The sequence below is a fragment of the Acidovorax lacteus genome, assembly GCF_039540375.1.
GTDB lineage: Bacteria > Pseudomonadota > Gammaproteobacteria > Burkholderiales > Burkholderiaceae_C > Acidovorax_G > Acidovorax_G lacteus.
This window is the reverse complement of the sequence record NZ_BAABEX010000007.1, coordinates 725,153-749,114: the sequence shown is the minus strand read 5'-3', so window position 1 is coordinate 749,114 and position 23,962 is coordinate 725,153. Positions and strand designations below refer to the sequence as shown.

At 69.4% G+C, this 23,962-nt stretch carries 23 protein-coding genes; 18 read left to right on the top strand and 5 right to left on the bottom strand.

What is annotated here, in order from left to right; genetic code table 11:
- Positions 1 to 41: 41 nt before the first annotated feature.
- The 8 genes from ABD866_RS06800 (at position 42) to ABD866_RS06765 (ending at position 7,424) form a co-directional block, all read left to right on the top strand.
- On the top strand, positions 42 to 1,895 hold the full coding sequence (locus ABD866_RS06800; RefSeq protein ID WP_345062431.1) for an acyl-CoA dehydrogenase: 1,854 nt from the start codon (positions 42 to 44) through the stop codon (positions 1,893 to 1,895).
- The gene (locus ABD866_RS06795) at positions 1,895 to 2,143 is read left to right on the top strand and encodes a hypothetical protein (protein WP_345062429.1); all 249 of its coding nucleotides are present in this window, start codon (positions 1,895 to 1,897) and stop codon (positions 2,141 to 2,143) included. The genes ABD866_RS06800 and ABD866_RS06795 overlap by 1 nt, the downstream gene beginning before the upstream one ends.
- Positions 2,144 to 2,268: 125 nt before the next feature.
- Entirely contained in the window at positions 2,269 to 3,063 is a 795-nt protein-coding gene (locus ABD866_RS06790) for an SDR family oxidoreductase (RefSeq protein WP_345062427.1), read from the top strand.
- Positions 3,064 to 3,226: 163 nt separating this feature from the next.
- A complete protein-coding gene (locus ABD866_RS06785) occupies positions 3,227 to 3,658 on the top strand; it encodes a PaaI family thioesterase (RefSeq protein ID WP_345062425.1) in 432 nt (143 codons plus the stop codon).
- An 83-nt stretch (positions 3,659 to 3,741) separates the two neighbouring features.
- Positions 3,742 to 4,758 (top strand): NADP-dependent oxidoreductase, encoded by a 1,017-nt coding sequence (locus ABD866_RS06780; protein ID WP_345062423.1) that lies wholly within the window; start codon positions 3,742 to 3,744, stop codon positions 4,756 to 4,758.
- Positions 4,759 to 4,919: 161 nt separating this feature from the next.
- On the top strand, positions 4,920 to 5,402 hold the full coding sequence (locus ABD866_RS06775) for a GNAT family N-acetyltransferase (RefSeq protein ID WP_345062421.1): 483 nt from the start codon (positions 4,920 to 4,922) through the stop codon (positions 5,400 to 5,402).
- Between the two features lie 5 nt (positions 5,403 to 5,407).
- Entirely contained in the window at positions 5,408 to 6,343 is a 936-nt protein-coding gene (locus ABD866_RS06770; protein ID WP_345062525.1) for a glutathione S-transferase family protein, read from the top strand.
- 175 nt (positions 6,344 to 6,518) lie between these two features.
- Positions 6,519 to 7,424, top strand: a complete 906-nt coding sequence (locus ABD866_RS06765) for an SDR family oxidoreductase (protein ID WP_345062419.1) — start codon at positions 6,519 to 6,521, stop codon at positions 7,422 to 7,424.
- A 74-nt stretch (positions 7,425 to 7,498) separates the two neighbouring features.
- On the opposite strand, the gene ABD866_RS06760 is transcribed toward ABD866_RS06765, so the two are convergent.
- Together ABD866_RS06760 and ABD866_RS06755 are read right to left on the bottom strand one after the other, a co-directional pair.
- Complete coding sequence (locus tag ABD866_RS06760) at positions 7,499 to 8,617, bottom strand: DUF72 domain-containing protein (protein ID WP_345062417.1); 1,119 nt, start codon at positions 8,615 to 8,617, stop codon at positions 7,499 to 7,501.
- 68 nt (positions 8,618 to 8,685) lie between these two features.
- Complete coding sequence (locus ABD866_RS06755; protein ID WP_345062415.1) at positions 8,686 to 9,084, bottom strand: hypothetical protein; 399 nt, start codon at positions 9,082 to 9,084, stop codon at positions 8,686 to 8,688.
- A 146-nt stretch (positions 9,085 to 9,230) separates the two neighbouring features.
- Here ABD866_RS06755 and ABD866_RS06750 point away from each other — a divergent pair, with 146 nt between their 5' ends.
- The 3 genes from ABD866_RS06750 (at position 9,231) to ABD866_RS06740 (ending at position 14,003) form a co-directional block, all read left to right on the top strand.
- Positions 9,231 to 11,585, top strand: a complete 2,355-nt coding sequence (locus ABD866_RS06750) for a Tex family protein (RefSeq protein ID WP_345062413.1) — start codon at positions 9,231 to 9,233, stop codon at positions 11,583 to 11,585.
- Positions 11,586 to 11,643: 58 nt separating this feature from the next.
- Complete coding sequence (locus ABD866_RS06745; protein ID WP_345062411.1) at positions 11,644 to 12,471, top strand: HDOD domain-containing protein; 828 nt, start codon at positions 11,644 to 11,646, stop codon at positions 12,469 to 12,471.
- Positions 12,472 to 12,797: 326 nt separating this feature from the next.
- Entirely contained in the window at positions 12,798 to 14,003 is a 1,206-nt protein-coding gene (locus tag ABD866_RS06740; RefSeq protein WP_345062409.1) for a patatin-like phospholipase family protein, read from the top strand.
- A 197-nt stretch (positions 14,004 to 14,200) separates the two neighbouring features.
- Here the strand turns inward: ABD866_RS06740 and ABD866_RS06735 are convergent, their stop codons facing one another.
- Entirely contained in the window at positions 14,201 to 15,625 is a 1,425-nt protein-coding gene (locus tag ABD866_RS06735) for a PAS domain-containing protein (RefSeq protein WP_345062407.1), read from the bottom strand.
- A 120-nt stretch (positions 15,626 to 15,745) separates the two neighbouring features.
- Complete coding sequence (locus ABD866_RS06730; RefSeq protein ID WP_345062405.1) at positions 15,746 to 16,882, bottom strand: iron-containing alcohol dehydrogenase; 1,137 nt, start codon at positions 16,880 to 16,882, stop codon at positions 15,746 to 15,748.
- Between the two features lie 165 nt (positions 16,883 to 17,047).
- Between ABD866_RS06730 and ABD866_RS06725 the strand changes: the two genes are divergently transcribed.
- The 3 genes from ABD866_RS06725 (at position 17,048) to ABD866_RS06715 (ending at position 19,780) form a co-directional block, all read left to right on the top strand.
- Positions 17,048 to 17,917, top strand: a complete 870-nt coding sequence (locus ABD866_RS06725) for a 2-keto-4-pentenoate hydratase (protein ID WP_345062403.1) — start codon at positions 17,048 to 17,050, stop codon at positions 17,915 to 17,917.
- A 67-nt stretch (positions 17,918 to 17,984) separates the two neighbouring features.
- Positions 17,985 to 18,908, top strand: a complete 924-nt coding sequence (locus ABD866_RS06720; protein WP_345062523.1) for an alpha/beta hydrolase — start codon at positions 17,985 to 17,987, stop codon at positions 18,906 to 18,908.
- Positions 18,908 to 19,780, top strand: coding sequence for a YbgC/FadM family acyl-CoA thioesterase (locus ABD866_RS06715; protein ID WP_345062400.1), 873 nt, complete (start codon positions 18,908 to 18,910; stop codon positions 19,778 to 19,780). The genes ABD866_RS06720 and ABD866_RS06715 overlap by 1 nt, the downstream gene beginning before the upstream one ends.
- A gap of 144 nt (positions 19,781 to 19,924) precedes the next feature.
- Here the strand turns inward: ABD866_RS06715 and ygfZ are convergent, their stop codons facing one another.
- The gene (gene ygfZ / locus ABD866_RS06710; protein ID WP_345062398.1) at positions 19,925 to 20,830 is read right to left on the bottom strand and encodes a CAF17-like 4Fe-4S cluster assembly/insertion protein YgfZ; all 906 of its coding nucleotides are present in this window, start codon (positions 20,828 to 20,830) and stop codon (positions 19,925 to 19,927) included.
- 75 nt (positions 20,831 to 20,905) lie between these two features.
- Between ygfZ and mltG the strand changes: the two genes are divergently transcribed.
- Genes mltG through ABD866_RS06690 form a run of 4 tightly spaced genes read left to right on the top strand, consistent with a single transcriptional unit; the run spans position 20,906 to position 23,915 of the window.
- Positions 20,906 to 21,859 carry an endolytic transglycosylase MltG gene (mltG, locus tag ABD866_RS06705; RefSeq protein WP_425549547.1) on the top strand — a complete coding sequence of 318 codons (954 nt, stop codon included), beginning with the start codon at positions 20,906 to 20,908 and terminating at the stop codon, positions 21,857 to 21,859.
- Positions 21,860 to 21,868: 9 nt separating this feature from the next.
- Positions 21,869 to 22,546, top strand: coding sequence for a dTMP kinase (gene tmk / locus ABD866_RS06700; protein WP_345062394.1), 678 nt, complete (start codon positions 21,869 to 21,871; stop codon positions 22,544 to 22,546).
- A complete protein-coding gene (locus tag ABD866_RS06695; RefSeq protein ID WP_345062392.1) occupies positions 22,543 to 23,544 on the top strand; it encodes a DNA polymerase III subunit delta' in 1,002 nt (333 codons plus the stop codon). Before tmk ends, ABD866_RS06695 begins: the two co-directional genes overlap by 4 nt.
- A gap of 11 nt (positions 23,545 to 23,555) precedes the next feature.
- Positions 23,556 to 23,915, top strand: a complete 360-nt coding sequence (locus ABD866_RS06690; RefSeq protein ID WP_345062390.1) for a PilZ domain-containing protein — start codon at positions 23,556 to 23,558, stop codon at positions 23,913 to 23,915.
- The last annotated feature ends 47 nt before the right edge of the window (positions 23,916 to 23,962 follow it).

Below are 23,962 nucleotides of genomic sequence, written 5' to 3'. Positions count from 1 at the left end.
TGGTTTTGAAGCGCCAGCAGCCTTTTTTTGCCTGAACTGCCATGAGTCTGCGTCCCACCCTCGAATTCCTGCTCTACCAATGGCTGCAGGCCGAGACGCTGCAGCAGCGTCCGCGCTTTGCCGACCATTCGCGCGAAACCTTCGATGCGGTGCTCGGCACCTGCGAACGCATCGCGCGCGAAAAATACGCGCCCTTCAACCGCACGGTGGACACGCAGGAGCCGCATTTCGACGGTGAAAAGGTCATCCTGCCAGCCTGCACGCACGATGCGCAGAAGGCCTATGCCGAGTCGGGCATGCTCAGCGCAGCGCAGGACTACGACATTGGCGGCATGCAGCTGCCTTACACCGTGGAAGCCGCGGCCAACAGCTTTTTCGGCCTGGCCTCGGTCAGCATCGGCTCGGGCCTGCTCACCGTGGGCAACGCCAACCTGCTAATGGCACACGGCACCGAGTTGCAAAAGCAGGTGTTCGCGCTCAACGAGTTTTCGGGCCGCTTCTCGGGCACCATGTGCCTGTCGGAACCCCAGGCGGGCTCGTCGCTGTCGGACATCGCCACCCGTGCAGTGCCCGATGGTGCCGATTACGCCAGCGACCCGCTGGGCCCCCGCTACCGCCTCAAGGGCAACAAGATGTGGATCTCGGCCGGCGAGCACGAACTCACCGAGAACATCATCCACCTGGTGCTGGCCAAGATCCCCGGGCCCGACGGCAAACTGGTGCCGGGCACCAAGGGCATCTCGCTGTTTATCGTGCCCAAAAAGCTGGTGGACACCGAAGGCAAACTGACCGGCGTGCGCAACGACGTGGCGCTGGCCGGCCTGAACCACAAGCTGGGCTGGCGCGGCACCACGAACACCTTGCTCAACTTTGGCGAAGGCAAGTACCCCGTGGGCGGCGAGGCCGGTGCCGTGGGCTACCTGGTGGGCCAGCCGGGCAAGGGCCTGGCCTGCATGTTCCACATGATGAACGAGGCTCGCATCGGCGTGGGCATGGCCGCCACCATGCTGGGCCTGGCCGGCTACTACGCCAGCCTGGACTACGCCAAGAACCGCCCGCAGGGCCGCCCCGTGCAGGGGCCCAAAGACGGCGCTGCCGCCGTGGTGAAAGACGCCGAGAAGCCGCCCGTGCGCATCATCGAGCACGCCGACGTCAAGCGCATGCTGCTGGCGCAAAAAGCGTACGGCGAAGGCGCGCTCGCGCTCAACCTGTACTGCGCCCGCCTGGTCGATGAAATGCACACCGGCGATGCCGCCGCCGCCGACGAGGCGCGCCTGCTGCTCGAAGTGCTCACGCCCATTGCCAAGAGCTGGCCCAGCGAGTGGTGCCTGGAGGCCAACAGCCTGGCGATCCAGGTGCACGGCGGCTACGGCTACACGCGCGACTTCGCGGTGGAGCAGTACTGGCGCGACAACCGCCTTAACATGATCCACGAGGGCACACACGGCATCCAGGCCATGGACTTGCTGGGCCGCAAGGTGCTGATGGAGAACGGCCGCGGCCTCACACTGCTGGCCGGCCGCATCAACGCGACGGTGCAGCGCGCGCTGCAGGTGCCGCGCCTGGCCGCACAGGCCAACGCGCTGGCCGGTGCGCTGCAGCAGGTGGGCGCAGCCACCAAGGCCGCCTGGGCCACGGGCCAGCCGGCCGAGGCACTGGCCAACGCCGTGCCCTACATGCAGGCCTTTGGGCACACGGTGCTGGCCTGGGTGTGGCTGGATGTGGCGCTGGCCACGCTGGGCCAAGATGAAGCCACCGCGCAGCCCGCCAGCCAGGGCCGCCTGGGCGCGGCGCAGTACTTCTTCCATTACGAGCTGCCCAAGATCGGCGCCTGGCTGCAGGTGGTGAGCCAGCGCGACCCGACCTGCGCCGACTTCCCCGAGGAGGCCTTCTGATGCCCGCACCCGCCGACCGCTGGCAGTGGCTGCACCGCCTGATCTGGGTGCTGATTTACGGCGGCCTGCTCACGCTGGTGCTGGGCATTGCCACCGGGCGCGAGAGCCCGGCGCAGGGCTGGTCGCTGGGCGTGGCCGGGGCCGTGGCGGCCGTGGTGGGCGTGGTGCTGATCGCGGTACGCTCGCGCCTGGGCAGCGGCACCCCTGCCGCACCGGCCCAGCCGCCACGCAATCCGCCCGGCGCCTGATCGCGCTGGCGACACCGCCACCCGCTGCGCCACCGCAGAATGCAGCGCACCCCGCCATGCCCGCCGGCCGCCGTGCGCGCCACGCGGGCAGGGCCCCAAATTCAACCGGCACAAGGAGACACGCCATGACCCATCGCACCATCCAGCAACTCTTCGACCTCAAGGGCAAGACGGCCCTCGTCACCGGCGGCTCGCGCGGCCTGGGCCTGCAACTGGCCCACGCGCTGGGCGAGGCTGGTGCCCGCGTGATGCTGAGTTCGCGCAAGGCCGAAGACCTGGAGGAAGCCGCCGCTGAACTCAAGGCCGCCGGCATCGACGCCCAGTGGATCGCCGCCGACTGCGCGCGCGAAGACGACATTCGCCGCCTGGCCGACGAGACGCTGCAGCGCCTGGGCGGCGTGGACATCCTGGTCAACAACGCCGGTGCCGCCTGGGGCGCCCCGGCCGAAGACCACCCGGTGGACGCCTGGGACAAGGTGATGAACCTCAACGTGCGCGGCTACTTCATCCTGAGCCAGCACATCGCCAAGCACAGCATGATCGCGCGCAAGCACGGCAGCATCATCAACGTGGCCTCCATCGCCGGCCTGGGCGGCAACCCCAGCGGCATGAACACCATTGCCTACAACACCTCCAAGGGCGCGGTGATCAACTTCACGCGGGCGCTGGCGGCCGAATGGGGCAAGTACGGCATCCGCGTCAACGCGATCTGCCCGGGCTTCTTCCCGAGCAAGATGACGGTAGGCACGCTCAAAGCCCTGGGTGAAGACAAGCTCAAGGCCGGCGCTCCGCTGGGCCGCCTGGGCGACGACGAAGACCTCAAGGGCCTGTGCCTGCTGTATGCAAGCGACGCGGGCAAGCACATCACCGGCCAGTGGCTGGCGGTGGATGGCGGCGTGAGCGTGGTGACGGGGGGGTGACTGGGGTACAACCCCCTGAGGCGCTGCACGCCTTCCCCCTTCTCTCGAAGCGCTGGCGCGCTTCGGGAAGGGGGACGCAGCCCTCGCTGCGGGGCGGCCCTTGCTCGGCTGCCCTGACGGGGGCGTAGCCTATCGACCCCCGTGATCCAAGAAGGAAGCTGCCGTGTTGAGTTTTGGTGTCGAGATCCCGTTCGTGAGCCACCTGGGCTTCACGCTGCACCGCATGGAGGGCGGCGAGTCGGAGCTGCGCTACGAGGCCCGGCCCGAGCACCTGAACTCGTTTTCGGTCACGCACGGCGGGGCGTCGATGACGCTGCTGGACGTGACCATGGCCACGGCAGCCCGCAGCATCACGCCCGACATGGGCGTGGTCACCATCGAAATGAAGACCAGCTTTCTGCAGCCCGCGCGCGGGCCGCTGGTGGCGCGGGGGCGGCTGCTGCACCGCACGGCCACCATGGCGTTCACCGAAGGCAGCGTCTACGACGCCGAGGGCCGGCTGTGCTGCCATGCCACCGGCACCTTCAAGTACGTCAAGCGCCTGCCGGTGGACGGGCGCAGCACGCACGACCTGCGCAGGATCTCGACCGACTGAGGTTTTGAGCCAAATCGGCTGTTCGTGCTTGTTTTGTAAGCACGAGCAGCTACTGAATTGATAGCAAATACAAGGAGAATTCCATGCCACGCAACCAGCAGATCCTGCTCGACAACCGCCCGGTGGGCGAGGCCACGGCCAGCAACTTCAAGCTGGTGACCACCGACACGCCGCCGCTGACTGCGGGCCAGGTGCTGGTGCGCCACCACTACCTGAGCCTGGACCCGTACATGCGCGGCCGCATGAACGAGAGCAAAAGCTACGCCGCCAGCCAGCCCCTGGGCGAGGTGATGATCGGCGGCACCGTGGGCGAGGTGGTGGAAAGCCAGAACCCCAAGTACGCCGTGGGCGACAAGGTGGTGGGCATGGGCGGCTGGCAGGAATACAGCGTGGTCAACGCCGAGCAGCCCGGCGCGCTGCGCAAGGTCGACACCACCCACGTGCCGCTGTCGCACTACCTGGGTGCCGTGGGCATGCCAGGCGTGACGGCCTGGTACGGCCTGGTCAAGATCATTGCGCCCAAGGCGGGCGAAACCGTGGTGGTGAGCGCCGCCACGGGCGCGGTGGGCAGCGCGCTGGCCGCGCTGGCCAAGGCTCGCGGCTGCCGCGTGGTCGGCATTGCCGGTGGGCCCGACAAGTGCAAGTACGCGGTCGAAGAACTGGGCTTTGACGTCTGCATCGACCACCGCGAGCACGGCGACCTCAAGTCCATGTCCAAGGCGCTCAAGGAAGCCTGCCCGAACGGCATCGACGGCTACTTCGAGAACGTGGGCGGCTACATCCTCGACGCCGTGCTGCTGCGCGCCAACGCGTTCGCGCGCGTGGCCGTGTGCGGCATGATCGCCGGCTACGACGGCCAGCCCCTGCCGCTGCAGAACCCCGCGCTGATTCTGGTCAACCGCATGAAGGTCGAGGGCTTCATCGTCAGCGAACACATGGAAGTCTGGCCCGAGGCGCTCAAGGAGCTGGGCATGCTCGTGGGCACCGGCAAGCTGCGCCCGCGCGAGAGCATTGCGCAGGGGATCGCCGCCGCACCCGAGGCGTTTTTGGGCCTGCTCAAGGGTAAGAACTTCGGTAAGCAGCTCGTGAAGTTGATTTGAATGGAGTACCCCCTGAGCCGCTCCGCGCCTTTCCCCTCGCTGGGCTTGCTGCGCGAGTCGAGAGGGGGCGCCCCCGGCGCGGCGGGGCGGCCCTTGCGCGCTGGCCCGGGCAGCGCCCGATCGGCCGACCCTGTGCGCTGTGCACGTCCTGGGGTGCCTGAATGACGCTGCGCTGGGTGTGTGCCCGCTTTGACGACCTGGGCGTGCACGCGCTGCACGACGCCCTGGCGCTGCGCTGCCGCGTGTTCATCCTGGAGCAGGGCCCCTACCAAGACCCGGACGATGCCGACAAGCAGGCCTGGCACCTGCTGGGCTATGCCGACAGCGGCGCGCTGCAGGCCTGCCTGCGCGTGGTGGATGCGGGCGTCAAGTACGCCGAGCCCTCCATCGGCCGCGTGGTCACCGCGCCCGAATGCCGCGGGCAGGGCGTGGGCCAAGCGCTGGTTGCGCGGGGTGTGGCACTGTGCGATGCGCACTGGCCGGGCCGCGCGGTGCGCATCAGCGCCCAGGCGCACCTGCAGCGCTTTTATGCCGCGTTCGGCTTCGAGACCGTGTCGGACGTGTACCTCGAAGACGACATTCCCCACATCGAAATGCTGCGCCCGCCCGGCGGCGGCGCAGCGCCTTCAGGAGCCATCCCATGACCACCATGTCCTCTGCCCTGATCCTGCACCACTACCCCTCGTCGCCGTTCTCAGAGAAGATCCGCCTCGCGCTCGGGTACAAGCAACTGGCGTGGAAGTCGGTCATCGTGCCCAGCGTTGCGCCCAAGCCCGACGTGGTGGCGCTCACCGGTGGCTACCGCCGCACGCCCTTTTTGCAGGTCGGGGCCGACATCTACTGCGACACGGCGCTGATCTTCGATGTGCTCGAACACCTGCAGCCCGCGCCCACGCTGTACCCGCCGCACCTCAAGGGCGTGTGCCGCGTGTTCGCGCAGTGGGCCGATTCGTCGCTGTTCTGGGCTGCCATGGCCTACAACCTGCAGCCCCAAGGCGCGGCTGCGCTGTTTGCCAACCTGCCGCCCGCCGCCGCCCAGGCGTTTGGCGAAGACCGCAAGGCCATGAGCAGCGGCATGCAGCGCCTGCGCCCGGCCGACGCCACCAGCGCCTACCGCTCGTACCTGCGGCGCATTGCGCACATGGTGGAAGAGCACGATTTCCTGTTCGGCGCCGAGCCCTGCGCGGCCGACTTTGCGGCCTACCACCCGCTGTGGTTCACGCGGCACTGCGTGCCGGTGATGGCGGGCATCCTGCAAGCCACGCCCGCGGTGCTCGAATGGATGGACCGCATGGCCGCGCTGGGCCACGGCCGCATGGAGAAGTTCAGCGCGCAAGACGCTATCACCGTGGCCGCCGGGGCCGAGCCGCTGCCCGTGGCGGGCGAGGCCTTCCAGGACGACCACGGCATTGCGCTGGGCAGCAACGTCACCGTGACCGCCGAGAGCTTTGGCCTGGAGCCGACCGAAGGCGAACTCGTGGCCGCCACGCGTACCCGCTACACGCTGCGCCGCACCGACCCGCGCGCGGGCACGGTGCATGTGCATTTCCCGCGCATCGGCTATGCATTAAAGGCAACCCCCTGAGGCGCTGCGCGCCTTCCCCCTTTTTTCGAATCGCTGGCGCGATTCGGGAAGGGGGACGGTGCCCTCGCTGCGGGGCGGCCCTTGCTCGGCACCCCTGGCCTGGGCCGCGCCAGTTCTTAACGCCTGCGGCCTGTCCGCAGGCACCACCAGCTCACAGACCCATGGAGACCCCCACATGATCGACGACTTCAAAGGCAAAACCGCCGTCCTGACCGGCGCAGGCTCGGGCTTCGGGCTCGAATGTGCGCGTATCGGCGCAAAACTGGGCATGAACCTGGTGCTCGTAGATGTGCAGCAGGACGCCCTCGACCAAGCCGCTGCCGAAGCGCAGGCCGCAGGCAGCCAGGTGCTCGCGCGCAAGGTCGATGTGTCGAACGCCGCGCAGATGGAGCAGCTGGCCGCCGACGTGCAGGCCCGCTTTGGCGCGCCGCACCTCGTGTTCAACAACGCTGGCGTGGGCGCGGGCGGCCTGGTGTGGGAGAACTCGGTCAAAGACTGGGAATGGGTGCTGGGCGTGAACCTGTGGGGCGTGGTGCACGGCGTGCGCCTGTTCACCCCCATGATGCTCGCCGCCGCCAAGGCCGACCCGGCCTGGCGCGGCCACATCGTCAACACCGCCAGCATGGCCGGGCTGCTCAACGCGCCCAACATGGGCATCTACAACGTGAGCAAGCACGCCGTGGTGGCGCTGTCGGAAACGCTGTACCAGGACTTGTCGCTCGTCACCGACCAGATCGGTGCGAGCGTGCTGTGCCCGTACTTCGTGCCCACCGGCATCAGCCAGAGCCACCGCAACCGCCCGCAGGACGTGGCCGCCGACAAGCCCACCAAGAGCCAGCTCATCGGGCAGGCCATGAGCGACAAGGCCGTGAGCAGTGGCAAGGTGACGGCCGCCGAAGTGGCGCAGAAGGTGTTCAACGCTGCTGCAGAGGGGCAGTTCTACATCTACAGCCACCCCAAGGCCCTGGCCACGGTGCAGACGCGCATGGAAGACGTGATGATGGGCCGCAACCCCACCGACCCGTTTGCCGGCAAGCCCGAGCTGGGCGCGCAACTGCGCGCTGCGCTGCGCGCCGACTGACCCTTCTCGCCGCACTGTGCCAGGCTTTGCAGGCCCCAAAAGGCCTGCAGCCTAGCAAAATCAAGCACAAGCCGCTACATTTTTGGTAGCGACGAAACCTTCTGAGCCAAGCGCTCGGCCGACAGCGGTGCGCAGCCTTCCGCGTGGTTGCTGATGGTGACGTACGCGTTTTGCCCGCGTTGCGTGAAGGCATGCACGAGCTGCGCGAGTGCATCGATCAGCGCCGGGTCGGGGTCGTGGATGCGGTCGTAGGGGGCGTATCGCTTTTCGGCCGCTTCGTAGCCATAGGGGCCGTTGGCCGGGTGCAGGTTCCAGCGGCACACCAGCGGGCCCGGCCACAGGCGGCGCAGCAGCGGCAGCTGGTCTTGCAGCGGCGGCATCTTGGGATGCAGCCCCAGGCACCACGTGGCGCGGCCGGCCTGCAGCACCTCCACCAGGCGCGGAAGGTAGTCGGGGGACAGCCATTCGGGGTCGCGCACTTCCAGCGCCACCACGCCGTCGGGCGCGTGCGGGGCCAGCGGCGGCAGGGCCTGCAGCAGCGTGTGCAGGCGTTCGATCACGGCATCGAGCCGGTCGAGCTGTTGCCAGGGCAGGGGGCTGAGCTGGAACACCAGCGCGCCCACCTTGGGCCCCAGGCCTTCGAGCGCGGGGGCCACGAAGCTCTGCACGGCCAGGGTGGGGTCGAGGAAGGCCGGGTTGGCCTCGCGCCCGCGGCCGTCTTCGCTGCGCACCAGCGCGTCGGTGACCACGCTCGGGGCCTTGACCACGAAGCGGAAGTCCTCGGGCACCTGGCCCGCATAGCGGGCGTAGTCGCTCACTGTGAGCGGGCGGTAAAAGCCGCGGTCGATGCTCACGGTGCGCAGCAGCGGGTGTTGGGCCAGCACCGGCAGGCCGTTGCGCGAGAGGGCCTGCTCGCTGTGTGCGCCTGCCCATACCAGGCCTTGCCAGCCCGGGTAGCCCCAGGACGACGTGCCCAGCCGCAGCCGCGCGGGCAACTGCGCACCCAGCGCATGCAGGGCCTCGCTCCAGGCCGCCGGTGCGATGCCGCCTGCGCTGCGGCGCGGGCGGGCGGAGGGCGTGTCGGCGGTGTGAGCGCGCGCGCCCGCTGCATGGTGCGCAGCAGGATGCTGGAGGTCGGGCTTCTTGGCGGGCTGCGTGGCGGTGGCCGGGTCACCAAACAGGTCGTCTTGCATGGCAGGAAAAAAGGGGGCTGCACCTGGAGGGTGCCTGCGCAGCGGGCAGGGCGGGGGCGCGCGGGGCCTCAGGCGGCGAACAGGCCGCCTTCGTCCAGCCAATCGTAGGCGATCTGCGGGCGCTGCTCCATCGCGCGGCGGATGGCCGCGGCAATGGCCTGGCGGCTTTTGCGGCACAGGCCGGGCTGCTCCTCGACCCGCACGGTGATGCCGCGCAGGCTGCGCACCTCGTTGGGGCTGCGGGCCAGCGCCACCACAATGCCAAGCTGCGCGTGCATGCGCGCGAGCATGTGGCGCAGGTCGGCCAGGCTGTCGATGCGTTCCAGCCGCTCGACCAAGCGTTTTTCTTCGGGCCGGCTCAGCATCAGGATGCGCAGGTCGCCCTGTCCCTGGTCGAGCAGCGCGGCCAGCCCGCAGGTGCAGGCCGCGGGCGGGCATTGGGGGCGCAGGGGCGGGGGCAGGCTCATGGCGTGCGGGCAGAGGCCCAGAGCGTAGCAGCGCCTTGTGCGCTCGGGCAAATCGGCGGTCGCGACAGCGGGAAATTCCGCCCCCGGGCTGTGGCACACTCGCGCGTTTTTCCGTTTCCGCACCCCGGCTTCGGGGCCTGTGCCGCATGCAGAACATCCTTCGCCAGATCGCCGCCGAGATCAAGATCACCCCCCAGCAGGTCAGCGCCGCCGTGGAGCTGCTGGATGGGGGCGCCACCGTGCCCTTCATCGCCCGCTACCGCAAAGAGGCCACGGGCGGGCTGGACGATGTGCAACTGCGCGAGCTGGAAGCGCGCCTGGCCTACCTGCGCGAGCTGGAAGACCGCCGCGCCGTGGTGCTCAAGGCCATCGACGAGCAGGGCAAGCTGACCGACCCGCTCCGCGCCGCGATTGCCGCCGCGCCCACCAAGCAGGAGCTGGAAGACCTATACCTGCCCTTCAAGCAAAAGCGCCGCACCAAGGGCCAGATTGCGCGCGAGTTCGGCATCGAGCCACTGGCCGACAAGCTGCTGGCCGACCCGACGCTGGACCCTGCCGTGGAGGCCGTGGCCTTCACCCGGCCGCCCGAGGTGCTGGACGACGGCAAGCCCGGTGCCGATTTCTCGACCGTGCCCGCCGTGCTGGACGGCGTGCGCGACATCCTGTCGGAGCGCTGGGCCGAAGACCCGGTGCTGGTGCAGGGCCTGCGCGAATGGCTCTGGGCCGAGGGCCTGCTGCGCTCCAAAAAGGTGGAAGGCAAGAACGAGGCCGACCCCGAGGTCAGCAAGTTCCGCGACTACTTCGACTACGACGAGCCCATCGGCCGTGTGCCCTCCCACCGTGCGCTGGCCGTGTTCCGCGGCCGCGCGCTCGAAATCCTGGATGCCAAGCTGGTGCTGCCTGTGGAGCCCGAGCCGGGCAAGCCCAGCATCGCCGAGGGCAAGATCGCCCTGCACCTGGGCTGGAGCCACCAGGGCCGCAAGGCCGACGATCTGCTGCGCAAATGCGTGGCCTGGACCTGGCGCGTGAAGCTCAGCCTCTCGACCGAGCGCGACCTGTTTGCCCGCCTGCGCGAGGAGGCCGAGAAAGTCGCCATCAAGGTGTTTGCCGACAACCTGCGCGACCTGCTGCTGGCAGCGCCCGCTGGCCCCCGCGTGGTGATGGGGCTGGACCCGGGCATCCGCACCGGCGTGAAGGTGGCCGTGGTGGACGCCACCGGCAAGCTGGTGGACACCGCCACCGTGTACCCGCACGAGCCCAAGCGCGACTGGGACGGCGCGTTGTTCACGCTCGCCAAGCTGTGTGAGAAGCACGGCGTGAACCTGATCGCCATTGGCAACGGCACCGCCAGCCGCGAGACCGACAAGCTCGCCGCCGACCTCATCAAGATGGCCGCCAAGGCCGAGCGCGCCATCGAGAAGGTGGTGGTCAGCGAAGCCGGGGCTTCGGTGTACAGCGCCAGCGAATACGCGTCGCAAGAAATGCCCGATGTGGACGTGAGCCTGCGCGGCGCGGCCAGCATTGCCCGCCGCCTGCAAGACCCGCTGGCCGAGCTGGTGAAGATCGACCCCAAGAGCATTGGTGTGGGCCAGTACCAGCACGACGTGAACCAGAGCGAACTCGCCCGCACCCTGGGCGCGGTGGTGGAAGACTGCGTGAACTCGGTGGGGGTGGACCTGAACACCGCCAGCGTGCCGCTGCTGTCGCGCGTGTCGGGCCTGTCGGCCAGTGTGGCCAAAGCGGTGGTACGCTGGCGCGAGGCGCACGGCGCGTTTTCCAACCGCAAGCAGCTCATGGAAGTGGCGGGCCTGGGGGCCAAGACCTTCGAGCAGGCCGCGGGCTTCCTGCGCATTCGTGGCGGCGACAACCCGCTCGACATGACCGGCGTGCACCCCGAAACCTACCCGGTGGTCGAAGCCATCATGGCCCAAACGGGCAAGCCCGTGACCGAGCTGATGGGCCGCGCCGACATGCTCAAGACCCTGCGGCCCGAGCTGTTTGCCAACGAGAAGTTCGGCGTCATCACCGTCAAGGACATCCTGTCTGAGCTGGAAAAACCCGGCCGCGACCCGCGCCCGGACTTCAAGGTGGCGCGCTTCAACGAGGGCGTGGAAGACATCCGCGACCTCAAGGTGGGCATGGTGCTCGAAGGCACGGTGAGCAACGTCGCCCAGTTCGGCGCCTTTGTGGACCTGGGCGTGCACCAGGACGGGCTGGTGCACGTGAGCCAGCTGGCCCACAAGTTCGTCAACGACGCGCGCGAAGTGGTCAAGACCGGCGACATCGTCAAGGTCAAGGTCATGGAAGTGGACGTGGAGCGCAAGCGCATCGGCCTGTCGATGAAGCTGGGCGACGCGCCGCCGCGCCAGGGCGGGGCAGGGCATGGCAACCGCTTCGAGCCTGCGCCGCGCCAGGGCGGCCCGCGCCGCGCGGCCGACCCGGCCCCGCAGTCGGCCATGGCCTCGGCCTTTGCCAAATTGCAGCAGGGGCGGCCCCGCTGACGCGGCTGTAACCACCGGGTACATAATCGGCAACATCGTCACAACCCGGTGCCCCGACATGGAGTTGTCTGCGCTGATGGCGCAACCAATGGTCTTGCCCAGCCTGCCGCGCGCGGTGGCTTTGCTCATGACCGAGCTGGCGCACGACGAACCCAACCTGCGCCGGGTCAACCAGTTCATCGGCATGGACCCGGTGCTCACCGGCCGTGTGCTGGAGCTGGCCAACGGCCCGGTGTTCATGGCCCCGGGCAAGGTGGCCGGTGTGCCCGAGGCGCTGGCATTGCTGAGCACCGCCCAGGTGCGGCAGATCGTGTCATCGGCCCGCCTGGGCACCACCTCGCGCTCGGTTCCGGGCGTGAACATGCAGCAGTTCTGGCGCTGCAGCCTCAACACCGCCAAGCTCGCGCGATCGCTGGCGGGCATCGTCCACCAGAACCAGCTTGCAGCCTACACAGCGGGCCTGCTGCACGCCTTGGGCGAACTGGTGCTGCACCTGGGCGACCCCGAACGGGTGCCCCATCTGGCCACACTGGCCCCACCGCTGGACGTGCGCCGCGCCCGCGTGGAGCGCCGTGTGGTGGGCTACACCTACGCCCAGGCCAGCGCCGCGCTGGCCCGCCGCTGGCAACTGCCGCAGGGGGTGGTAGACGCCCTGCAGTACCAGGACGCCCCGTTTGAAAACAAGGCCTACGAGCCGCTGGCGGGCGTTATCCACCTTGCATCCTGGCGTGCCCGTGCGCGCGAGGCCGGCATGGGTGAGAAGGAACTGGCCGTGTCCTTCCCGGGCGAGGTGGGGGTGATGCTGGGGCTGGACATCGACATGGTGCTGCAGCAAGACCCGATCGACTGGCATGTGAAGCCCGAGGTGGCGGATTACATGGTCTAGGCCGGGACTGGGCGTGGGCCGCGCTGCCGTGTGGTGGCGAATGCGCGCGCTGTGACCCTGGGCTTCAGCGCCCGCTGCTGCGCCCGACTCGTGAGAGGCCATCCAGGCGCGCTTTCGGTGGAGCATGGTCGGTTGAAGGCCGCCTGCATGGCCGTCCATGTCGCCTGCGTCTTCTGGGTGTTCTCGCGCGGGCGGCCTTTTGATTGCCAGGCCCTCTTTAAAACCTGCTGCTCCAGGCGTCGGCTCGTTCTGTCCGGTCTGAGCACCTGCCCCTTGCGTCACGCTGCGGACGCCCCGCCCCCCCTCCCTTTGCGACAATGCCGCGCATGAAAGCGCTGCGCATCCACGCCGGGCCGGTGGCCCGACAACACCTTGAACGCCATGGCCTTGCACCTTCGCATGTGCGGGTGATTCCGGCGGCGGCCGGGGGGCCCAAGGGTTTGATCCTGGGGCCGCTGGACCGTTTTCTGTTTGGCGACTGGCTGCCGCAGTCGGATCAGCCTGTGGACTTGGTGGGGGCGTCGATCGGTGCCTGGCGCATGGCCACGGCGTGTTTGCAGCAGTCGGTGGCGGCGTTTGAGCGGCTGGAGCACGACTACATCCACCAGGCTTACGACCTGCCCCCGGGCCAGAAGCGGCCCACGGCCGCGCATGTGAGCGAACGTTTTGGCCAGAACCTGGCGCTGTTCTATGGCGGCCGCGTGGCCGAGGTGCTGCAGCACCCGCGTTATCGGCTGCACATCGTCACCTCGCGCGGGCGACACCTGCTGGGGCAGGAACATCGCGTGGCCACGCCGCTCGGGTATCTGGGGGCGTTCTTGACCAACACTGTGCACCGCAAGGCCATGGGCGCGTGGCTGGAGCGCGTGGTGTTTTCCAGCCCCGAGGCGGGGGCCGCTGCGGCGCTGCCGTTTGCCACCACCGACTACCGCACGCGCCAGGTGCTGCTGTCGGAGGCGAACTTCATGCCTGCGCTGCAAGCGAGTTGCTCGATTCCGTTTGTGCTGCAGGCCGTGCACCACATTCCGGGGGCGCCGCGCGGTGCGTACTGGGATGGCGGCATTACCGACTACCACCTGCACCTGCAGTACCGGCCGCAGCAGGTCATCGCACCAAATGCTCCTGAAACGATAGCTTCAGAAGAAGCGCAGACAAGCACAACCAGCCATTTTGACCCGGGCTCCCAAAGCGCAGCAGGGGCTGGTGGTGCCAACGGCGCGGCGCAGGGCCTGGTGCTGTACCCGCATTTCCAGCAGGCGGTGATCCCGGGCTGGCTCGACAAGGGCCTGCGCTGGCGGCACCGGGCCACGCCCGCGCTCAATCGCATGGTGGTGCTGGCACCCTCGGCCGAATGGGTGGCCAGCCTGCCCAATGGCAAGCTGCCAGACCGTACCGACTTCACACGCTACGGCACCGACACGGCGGCGCGGGTGAAGGCCTGGTCGGCGGCCACGGCGGCCAGCCGGCAGTTGGCAGACGAGTTTGCGCAGTGGCTCGCGCGGCCCGATTTGTCGGTTGTGCATCCGCTGTGACCGAGGGACGCTCTGCATCATCCTGGCGAGGGTGCGCAGGTGCGGGTCGGGATGGATCGCAAGGCGCTTTTTGCAGCCCACAGCCGCGCGATGGGCACGAAACGCAACGCAGCGGGCCGCCCGATGCCGTGCCTGCGCAGACCGCAGGGCGTTGTGCAGAGCTTCCCGAGCCCGCGACGCAGGCCCGGTGGGCCGTCTTAGGCAGCAGGGCGCAGCAGTAGCCAGCCGCGCTCGGGCGTATCGGGTGCCACAGCGGGCAGCCAGTGGGCCGTCAGCCGTTGCGGCTGTACCGGCCCGCCAGGGATGGGCCGCACGGCCAGCCCGTCCAGCGTGTCGGCTGTCGCGCCGGAGGCGGCCTGCGCCACCCGTTCGAGTACGCGTTGCACAGGATCTGCCGGGCCCAGCAGTTCACGCAGTGCGCGGCCGTCGGGCGTGGCGGGGGCGGGCCACAGGGCCGCTGCGGCCGGGTTGGTGCGCAGCACCCGGCCATGCGCGTCCAGCGCCAGCAGTGGGTCGCTGCCGTGCTCCCACCAGATGTTCAGGCGCTGGGAAAGAGCGTCGGTCAGTTCCTGTGCCTGTACCTGCGGGGTGACGTCGGTGATCGTGCACAGCGTGCCCGCAGGGGTGCCTTCCACGGCCCGCAGCGGGGCATGGTGGCAGGCCATGTAGCGCGGCGCTTGCCCGGGCAGTTGCAGCTCGACCGGGTCGCTCGGGTCCAGGTGGCTTCGCACCGACTGCAGGGCCACGATGCGTTCGGCCGCGCTGCCCGCAGCTTCCATCAGGCGATGCCAGGCCTGATTGGTCGCACGCACCTCACCGTCTGCGCCTCGCATCACCAGGGGCCACGGCAGGGCGTCGATGAGCTCCCGGGTCAGGTGCAGTTGCTCGCTTTGCTGGCGCTGGGTGTCGTGCAGCGACAGCACGAGCGATTGCACCTTGCCCGCCATGTCGTTGAAGGTGCGCGACACCGCCTGGGCTTCGAGCGTGCCTTGCACCGGCATGCGCACATCCAGACGCCCTTGCCGAAACTGGTCGGTGGCCTCGCGCAAGCGGTGCAGCAGGCGGGCATTGGCACGCAGCAGGAGCGTCAACAGCACCAGGATCACCAGAATGTTGAGCGTGGTCAGCCGGGCCTGCCCGACCACTGTGCGCCACACCGGATCGGCCACCGGGCCAGGCTGCAGGGCCACGGTGAGCCGGGCCGTGCGGCCATCGGGCAGCAGCTGTGCCAGGTGCCTGCGCGGCGGCTGGATGCCGGCAAAGTCGATGAACCAATCGGGCGCCAGCGGGTGCAGTGGCTGCGCGGCCCAGCGCACCGGCGCCTGGCCCGGTGCCTGCCAGAGCAGCTCTTGCACATGGGGTTGGAGCGACCAGGATGCCTCGCGCAGCAGCTCTGCCTGCACCGCTGGGCCTTCTGCCTGGCGCTGCGCCAGCATCGGGCCCAGGGCTTGTGCAATGCGGCCCACCTCCACCTCGGCCCGCTGCTGGGCTTCCTGCGTTTCGGTGGTGACAAGCGTGTGGTAACGCACCACCGTGACGAGCACGATGATGAGCAGCACAGGGCCCAGCAGACGCGGGTAGGTGCCCTGCGTCAGCCAGGTCTTGAAATCGATTCCGCGCATGGGTGGGGGCGGCTCCGCAGCAGGCCGTGCAGCAGGGGGGGGCACGGCGGTAACGAAGTGTAGCCTTTCGTTACCATTGTGCGATACCGCACCGGGCCTGTGGCGCCCGCGCAGGCCGCTTTACAGAGAGGCGTGCAGCATCGCGCGGTAGTCGTCGGCGCTGGCCAGGCGCGGGTTGGTCTTGTGGCAGTGGTCGGCCAGTGCGCCGCGGATCACGTCGTCGAACACGTCGGGCGTCACGCCCAGCGCGGCCAGCCCGGTGGGCAGGCCCAGACGGGCATTGAGGTCGCGGATGGCCTCGGGGATGTCGCTGGCCGAGCCCAGGCCCATGGCGTGGGCCATGCGCTCCAGGCGGCGGTCGGCGCGCACGCTGTCGCAGTCGGCGTTGAAGCGCACCACGGCGGGCAGGAACAGGGCATTGAGCGTGCCGTGGTGCAGGCGTGGGTTGATGCCACCCAGGCTGTGGCTCAGGCTGTGCACGCAGCCCAGGCCCTTCTGGAAGGCCATCGCGCCCTGCATGCTCGCGCTCATCATCTGGCGGCGGGCCTCGCGGTCGGCACCGTTCTGCGTGGCGGGCACGATGTGCGCCCAGCCGCGCGTGAGCCCATCCAGCGCAATGCCGTCGGCCGGCGGGTTGAAGGCGGACGACATGAAGGTTTCCATGCAGTGCGCAATGGCGTCCATGCCGGTCGCGGCGGTCAGCAGCGGCGGCAGGCCCAGCGTGAGCTCAGGGTCGCAGATGGCGGCCTTGGGCACCAGGTTCCAGGAGTGAAAGCCCAGCTTGCGGTGGTCATCCACGATGATGATCGCGCCGCGCGCCACCTCGCTGCCCGTGCCGCTGGTCGTGGGCACGGCGATCAGGGGCGCCGCCCGCTCGGTGATGCGCGGTGAGCCGCCTTCGATGGTGGCGTAGTGGGTAAGCGGTCCCTCGTGCGTGGCCGCAATCGCGATGCCCTTGGCGCAGTCGATGGCCGAGCCGCCGCCCACGGCGATCAGGCCGTCGCAGCCCTGCGCGTGGTACAGCGCGGTGGCCGCACGCACGGCGGCTTCGGTGGGGTTCGACGGGGTTTGATCGAATACGGCATGGGGCAGATCGCCCAGCGCATCCAACGCCTTCTGCAGCACGCCTGCGGCGCGCACGCCGGCGTCGGTAACCACCAGGGGCCGCGTGATGCCCACGCGCGCGCATTCCTGGCGCAGCAGTTGCACAGCGCCAAAGTCGAACTGGATCTGGGTGACGTAGTAGATGAGGGCCATGGTCCGGAGCAAAGGGTTGGGCACTGCGCACAGCGCTGCGCATGCGGCTACGATTGGCTGCGCCGGGGGAGGGAGACACGACACCCGCGGCCGGCCACGGGGGGCTGTCGCGCAGGCGCGGACGCCGCCCCGGCCATTGCGCACACTGTACAACCGGAGACGAACATGAAGCACCCCCGCACCCTGCTGGCCGCGGCCTGGGCCGTCGCTTGCGTGACAAGCGCCCACGCCGCCTGCCTGACCGATGCCCAGGTCACCGAGCTTGCAGGCCACTACATGGCCCGCACGCCTGCCCCCAACCCACAAAACCTCAGCGATGCTGATGGCGCCTGCACCCGCGCCAAGCTCAACGCCGCGCTTGCGCCGCGCTTGGGCAAGGTCATCGGCTACAAGGCCGGGCTCACCAACCCGGCCGTGCAAAAGCGCTTCAACACCGACAAGCCGGTGTGGGGCGTGCTGTACGAGGGCATGGTGCTGGCCAATGGGGCCACGGTCGAGGCTGCCTTCGGCGCGCGCCCGCTGTTTGAAGCCGACATGCTCGTGCGCGTGCGCAGCAGCGCCATCCACCGGGCGCGCACGCCGGCCGAGGTGCTGGACGCCATCGACCAGGTGATCCCGTTTATCGAACTTCCCGACCTGGTGGTGCAGGCCCCCCCGCAGCTCAATGGCGCGGGTGTGGCCGCCATCAACGTGGGCGCACGCCTGGGCGTGGCCGGAGCACCGCTCGCCATTCCGGCCTACCGCGCCGAGCGCTATGTGCTGCTGGATGCGCTGCGCGACATGAACGTGTCGCTCACCGACGGCAGCGGCGCGCGCCTGGGGGGCGGCAAGGGCTCCGACATCCTCGAACATCCGCTGAACGCCGTGGTGTGGCTGGCCGAAGCGCTGGCCAAGGAGGGCATCACGCTCAAGCCGGGCGATCTGCTGAGCTTGGGCTCGTTTTCGCCGCTGCTGCCGCCCAAGGCGGGTCAGAGCGTGACGGTGACCTACGACGGCCTACCCGGCGCTGCGCCGGTGCGCGTGCAGTTCAAGTGACGGCGCAAGGGGTTCTCGCGTGACGCAGCGCCATCCGTCCATCCACCTCACCCGCCTCACGCCCGCGATGCGCAGCGTGCTGGACCGCATGGCGCGCGCAGGGCATCCGCCGCTGCACACGCGCACGCCGGCCGAAGCACGCCGCGCTTATGAGGCGGGGGCGGGCGTGCTCGAAGTGCCGGTGGCCACACTCCCGCGGGTCGAAGATTTCGACCTGCCCGCGCGTGACGGCTCCCGGCTGCGCGCTCGCCTGTACGCGCCCAGCACCGCTGCGGGCCTGCCGCTGCTGCTGTACCTGCACGGCGGCGGCTTCACGGTGGGCAGCATCGCCACGCACGATGTGCTGTGCCGCGAGCTGGCGCGCCTGTCGGGCGCGATGGTGGTGTCGCTCGACTACCGCCTGGCGCCCGAACACCGCTTTCCGACGGCCAGCGACGACGCCTGGGACGCCCTGGCGTGGCTGGCGGCCCACGCGGCGCAGCTGGGCGCCGACCCCGCGCGCCTGGCCGTGGGTGGCGACAGCGCGGGTGGCACGCTGGCCGCGGTCAACGCCATCCTGGCGCGCGACCGGGGCCTGCCGCTGGCGCTGCAGCTCTTGTTCTACCCGGGCTGCACCGCGCACCAGGACACGCCTTCGCACAGCACCTACGCCGAAGGTTTGGTGCTGGAAGCCGCGGCCATCGAGTGGTTCTTTGCGCACTATGTACAGGGCCCGCAGCAGCGTGAAGACTGGCGCTTTGCACCGCTGAATGCGCCCGACGTGGACGGCGTGGCCCCGGCCTGGATAGGCCTGGCCGAATGCGATCCGTTGGTGGACGAAGGCATCGACTACGCCGACAAGCTGCGCGCTGCGGGCGTGGCGGTGGACCTGGAGATCTACCGCGGTGTGACCCACGAATTCATCAAAATGGGCCGTGCCATCCCCGAAGCGCGGCAGGCCCATGCCGATGCCGCAGCGGCCCTGCGGCGCGCGTTTGCCCTGGAGTCCTGATGCCGGCTGCTGCCCCGTCCCGTGCTGCCTTCCGTTCGTTCCTGCGCCTGCGTGTGCGCTGGGCCGAGGTGGACATGCAGAAAATCGTCTTCAACGGCCACTACCTCACGTACCTGGACACGGCCATGTCCGAGTACTGGCGGGCGCTCGCGCTGCCCTACGAGGCCTCGATGGAGGTGCTGGGCGGCGAGATGTACGTGAAGAAGGCCACGCTCGAATACCACGCGTCGGCCCGACTCGACGACACGCTGGACGTGGGCCTGCGCTGTGCGCGCATCGGCAACTCGTCCTGCCTGTTCGAGGGCGGCATCTTCGCGGGCGACCGGCTGCTCGTGTCGGGCGAATTGCTGTACGTGTTTGCCGACCCGCACACGCAGACCTCGCGCCCCGTGCCACCGGCCTTGCGCGCGCTGTTTGAGGGCTACGAAGCCGGGGCCGATGTGGTGGAGGTGCGCAGCGGCGACTGGCACGCACTGGGCCGCGACGCCGCCCGCGTACGCACGGCCGTGTTCGTGCGCGAGCAGGGCATTGCGCCCGAGGTGGAGGCCGACGCCCTGGACGCCACCGCCCGCCACGCTGTGGTCTACAACCGCCTGGGCATGGCCGTGGCCACGGGCCGGCTGTTGCAGCCTGCACCCGGCCTGGGGCGCATTGGCCGTATGGCGGTGGATCGCTCGCTGCGCGGATCGGGCTGGGGGTTGCGGGTGCTCGATGCGCTCGTGCAGTCCGCACGCGAGCGCGGCGACCGCAGCGTGGAACTGCACGCCCAGGCCAGCGCCCAGGGCTTTTACGAGCGCGCGGGCTTTGCCGTCACCGGCGAGTCCTATGTCGAAGCGGGTCTGCTGCATGTGCCGATGGCACGGGCACTGTGAGGATGGCGGCAGGAGGCCGCGGCAACTGGTTTGCTACTGATTTGGTAGCAAACTATTGAGCGGGGATAAGCACAAGCCCCCGTTTGGGGCTGTGCTTTTTGGGGGCACGTCGCCCAACACCACCCCAGGCCGCCCCGCGGGCGCTCAAAGGTCTTCCAGCAGCGGGTAGGGCAAGCTGTCGATCTGCAGCGCCATACCGGGTGCTGCGCCCGCATACAGCGGGCCTTCGGCCGCCGCGATCTGCAGCGACACCAGCAGCGCCGCCCCACCGTGTGGGGCCGGGGCGGCCTGGACCACCAGACCGCAGGGTTGCTCGGGGTCGGCCGGGCTGAACACTTCGGTGCCTGCGGGCAGCACGGCAGCCGCCAGCGCCCGGTAGGTGCGCCGCTTGATGGCCCCGCGGAACTGGCTGCGCGCCACGACTTCCTGCCCCGGGTAGCAGCCCTTTTTGAAGCTCACGCCGCCGATGGATTCGTAATTGAGCATCTGCGGCACCAGCTGGTCGGCCACGGCGGGCGAGACCGTCGCCACGCCGCTGCGCACCTCAGCCCAGGCCCACAGGGCCGTATCCAGCAGCGCGCCGGCGGGCGGGGGCGATCCGGCAGGGGCCACGTGCAGCGCCAGCGGCGTGCCATCGGCCGGGTACCCATGGACGATGCGGGCCTCGCCGTGGGTGGCCAGCGTCCAGGGCGGCTGCGGCCCGCCGGGCACCGCGCTGCCTGCCAGGCCGTGCAGCGACCATTGATCGCTTTCGTCGCGCACTTGCGCCTTGGCGCGCAGCACAAACATGGCCAGGCGCTTGGCCGTGGACGCCGCCAGCTCGCGGTGGCACACGAGCAGGATGTCGTCGGCGCTGCGCTTGAAGCCCACCATGCTGGCCAGCATGCGGCCCTTGGCCGATAGATAGCCCGCCAGACGCGCGTGCTGGGGGTCGAGCAGGGCGAAGTCCTGCGTGAGTTGTCCGTGGATGAATCGGGCCGCGTCTTCGCCTGTGACCCGGATCACGCCCAGGTGAGACAGCGCGGCCACGCCGTCGAGAGGTGCAAACATGCCTGAATTATGATGGCCGGCTCCATACACACAGGCAGCAGGGTTGTGCGTCGTTTCTTCGCTTGGATCGTTGTGATGGCCCTGCTCGCCGCGGGTGCCGTGGCCTGGTGGCTGCACCAGCCCATCACACAGGCTGCAGAGCCGCTGGAGCTGGCCATCGAGCCCGGCACCTCGCCCCGCGCGATTGCGCGCGACGTTGCTGCCGCAGGTGCGCAGGTGCATCCGGGGCTGCTGTACTGGTGGTTCCGCCTGTCGGGGCAAGACCGGCAGATCAAGGCGGGCAACTACGAGATTCCGGCCGGTACCACGCCCCGGGCGCTGCTGTCGAAGCTGGTGCGGGGCGAGGAGGCATTGCGGGCGGTGACGCTGGTCGAGGGCTGGACCTTCCGCCAGGTGCGCCAGGCACTGGCGCGGGAAGAAGGCCTCAAGCCCGACACCGCCGGGCTTGCCGACGCCGCCATCATGGAGCGGCTGGGCCGCCCGGGCGTGCATCCCGAAGGCCGTTTCTTCCCCGACACCTACACCTACGCCAAAGGCGCGAGCGACCTGGCGGTGCTGCGGCGCGCGCTGCATGCGATGGACAAGCGCCTCGAAGCCGCCTGGGCCCAGCGTCTGCCCGACCTGCCGCTGCGCTCGGCCGATGAAGCGCTGATCCTGGCCAGCATCGTCGAGAAGGAAACTGGCCGCGCGCAAGACCGCGGCCAGATTGCCGGCGTGTTCGTCAACCGCCTGCGCCAGGGCATGCTGCTGCAGACCGACCCGACCGTGATCTACGGCCTGGGCGAGAAGTTCGACGGCAACCTGCGCCGCCGCGACCTGACCACCGACACCCCCTGGAACACGTACACCCGCCCGGGCCTGCCGCCCACGCCTATTGCCATGCCCGGCAAGGCGGCCTTGCTGGCGGCCGTGCAGCCCGAGGCCACGCGGGCGTTCTACTTTGTGGCGCGCGGCGATGGCAGCAGCCATTTCAGCGCCACGCTGGACGAACACAACCGCGCGGTCAACAAGTACCAGCGTGCCCCTTGAAAGAGCCCCATGTCACGTACCGGCCTGTTCATCAGTCTCGAAGGCATCGACGGCGCGGGCAAAAGCTCGCACCTCGATGGCCTGGCCCAGGCGTTCCGTGCGCAGGGGCGTACCGTGGTCGTCACACGCGAGCCGGGCGGCACCCCACTCGCCGAGCAACTGCGCGCGCTGGTGCTGCACCAGCCCATGGACGCACTGACCGAGGCCCTGCTTGTGTTTGCGGCGCGGCGCGACCATTTGCAGCAGGTGATCGAGCCTGCGCTGGCACGCGGCGAGGTGGTGCTGTGCGACCGCTTTACCGACGCCACGTTTGCCTACCAGGGTGCAGGGCGGGGGTTCGACCTCGGGCAGCTCGCGCAGCTCGAGCGCATGGTGCAGAGCGGGCTGGGGCCTGATCCGTCCCGCCTGCGCGAGCCGGATCTGACGCTGTGGTTCGACCTGCCAGCCGATGTGGCCGCAGCCCGCCTTGCCGATGCCCGCGCGCCCGACCGGTTTGAGGCAGAGCCTGCGCTGTTCTTCGAGCGGGTCGCCCAGGGCTACGCGGCGCGCGCGTCCGCCGCACCGCAGCGCTTTGCGCGCATCGACGCCGGGCAGGACCGCCACCGCGTCTGGCAGCAGGTCACCGCGCAGCTGGTGCGCCGGGGCTGGTTGGCCATCATGGTGCCCACGCCCCAGGGGCTCGCATGAGCGAGGCTTCGATCCCGCCCTGGATTGCGCGCCAGCGCGCCCAGCTGCTGGCCCAGCGGGGCCACGCCTGGCTGCTGAACGGGCCCTCGGGCCTTGGGCAGTACACGCTGGCACTCGAATTGGTGCGCGCCTGGCTTTGCGACCAGCCCGGCCCGGGCGGTGCCTGCGGCCAGTGCCCGAGCTGCCATGGCATCGAGGTGCGCACGCACACCGACCTGTGCGTGCTCATGCCGGAGGTGCAGATGCTCGCCCTGGGCTGGCCGCTGCCCGAGAAAGCCCAGGCCGAGCTGGACGACAAGAAACGCAAGCCCAGCAAGGAAATTCGCGTCGAGGCGCTGCGCGATGCCGTGGAGTTTGCGCAGCGCACCTCGGGCCGCGGCCGCGGCAAGGCCGTGCTGGTGTACCCCGCAGAGCAGATGAACACCGTGGCGGCCAACGCGCTGCTCAAGACGCTGGAAGAGCCCGCAGGCGATGTGCGCTTTGTGCTGGCCACCGAGGCCGTGCACCAGTTGCTGCCCACCATCCGCAGCCGCTGTCTTGCGCACACCCTGCAGTGGCCCCAGGCCGATGAGGCGCAGGCCTGGCTGCAGTCGCAAGGCGTGTCGGCCGCAGATGCGGTGGCCGCGCTGCAGGCCGCTGGCGGGCGCCCGGACGATGCCTTGCGCCTCGCGCAGAGCGCAGGTGCGGCGGCAGCGCTGGCCCAGGTGCCACGGGCCTTGCAGCGGGGCGAAGTGGCAGCGCTTGCCGACCTGAGCGGGCCCCAGGCCGTGGCTCTGCTGCAGAAGGTCTGCCACGACGCCATGGCCGTGGCTGTGGGCGCTGCCCCGCGGTTTTTTGCACCCGATGCGCTGCCCCGGGGTGCGGCACTGCCCGCGCTGGTGCGCTGGTCCAAGGCCCTGGCGCAGGCGGCGCGCACGGCCGATCATCCGTTCCAGGCCGGGTTGATGGCCGAAGCGCTTGTCGCCCAGGCGCGAAACGCCCTAAACTCCAGAGCCTGACAGGCCCCACCATGAGCACACCCTCTTCGACCCCGCGCCCGAGCGTGATGCAGCTCGCCATCAAAGAAAAGGCGGCACTGTACGCGGCGTACATTCCGTTCTTCAACGAGGGCGGCATTTTTGTACCCACCCCGCGCGAGTACCGGCTGGGCGACGACGTGTATGTGCTGCTGACCCTGCCGGAGGACACGCAGCGCTACCCGGTGGCGGGCCGCGTGGCCTGGGTGACCCCGGCGCGTGCGTCGGGCAACCGCACGCAGGGGGTGGGCATCCAGTTTCCGAAAGACGAAAAGTCTCGCCAGCTCAAGGTCCGGATCGAGGAACTGCTCGGGACGGCGCTCGGATCTGACCGACCGACCCAGACCATCTGACCGCTTCGATTGCCGACGGGCCGACCCGGACTGCGGTGTCGGCCTTT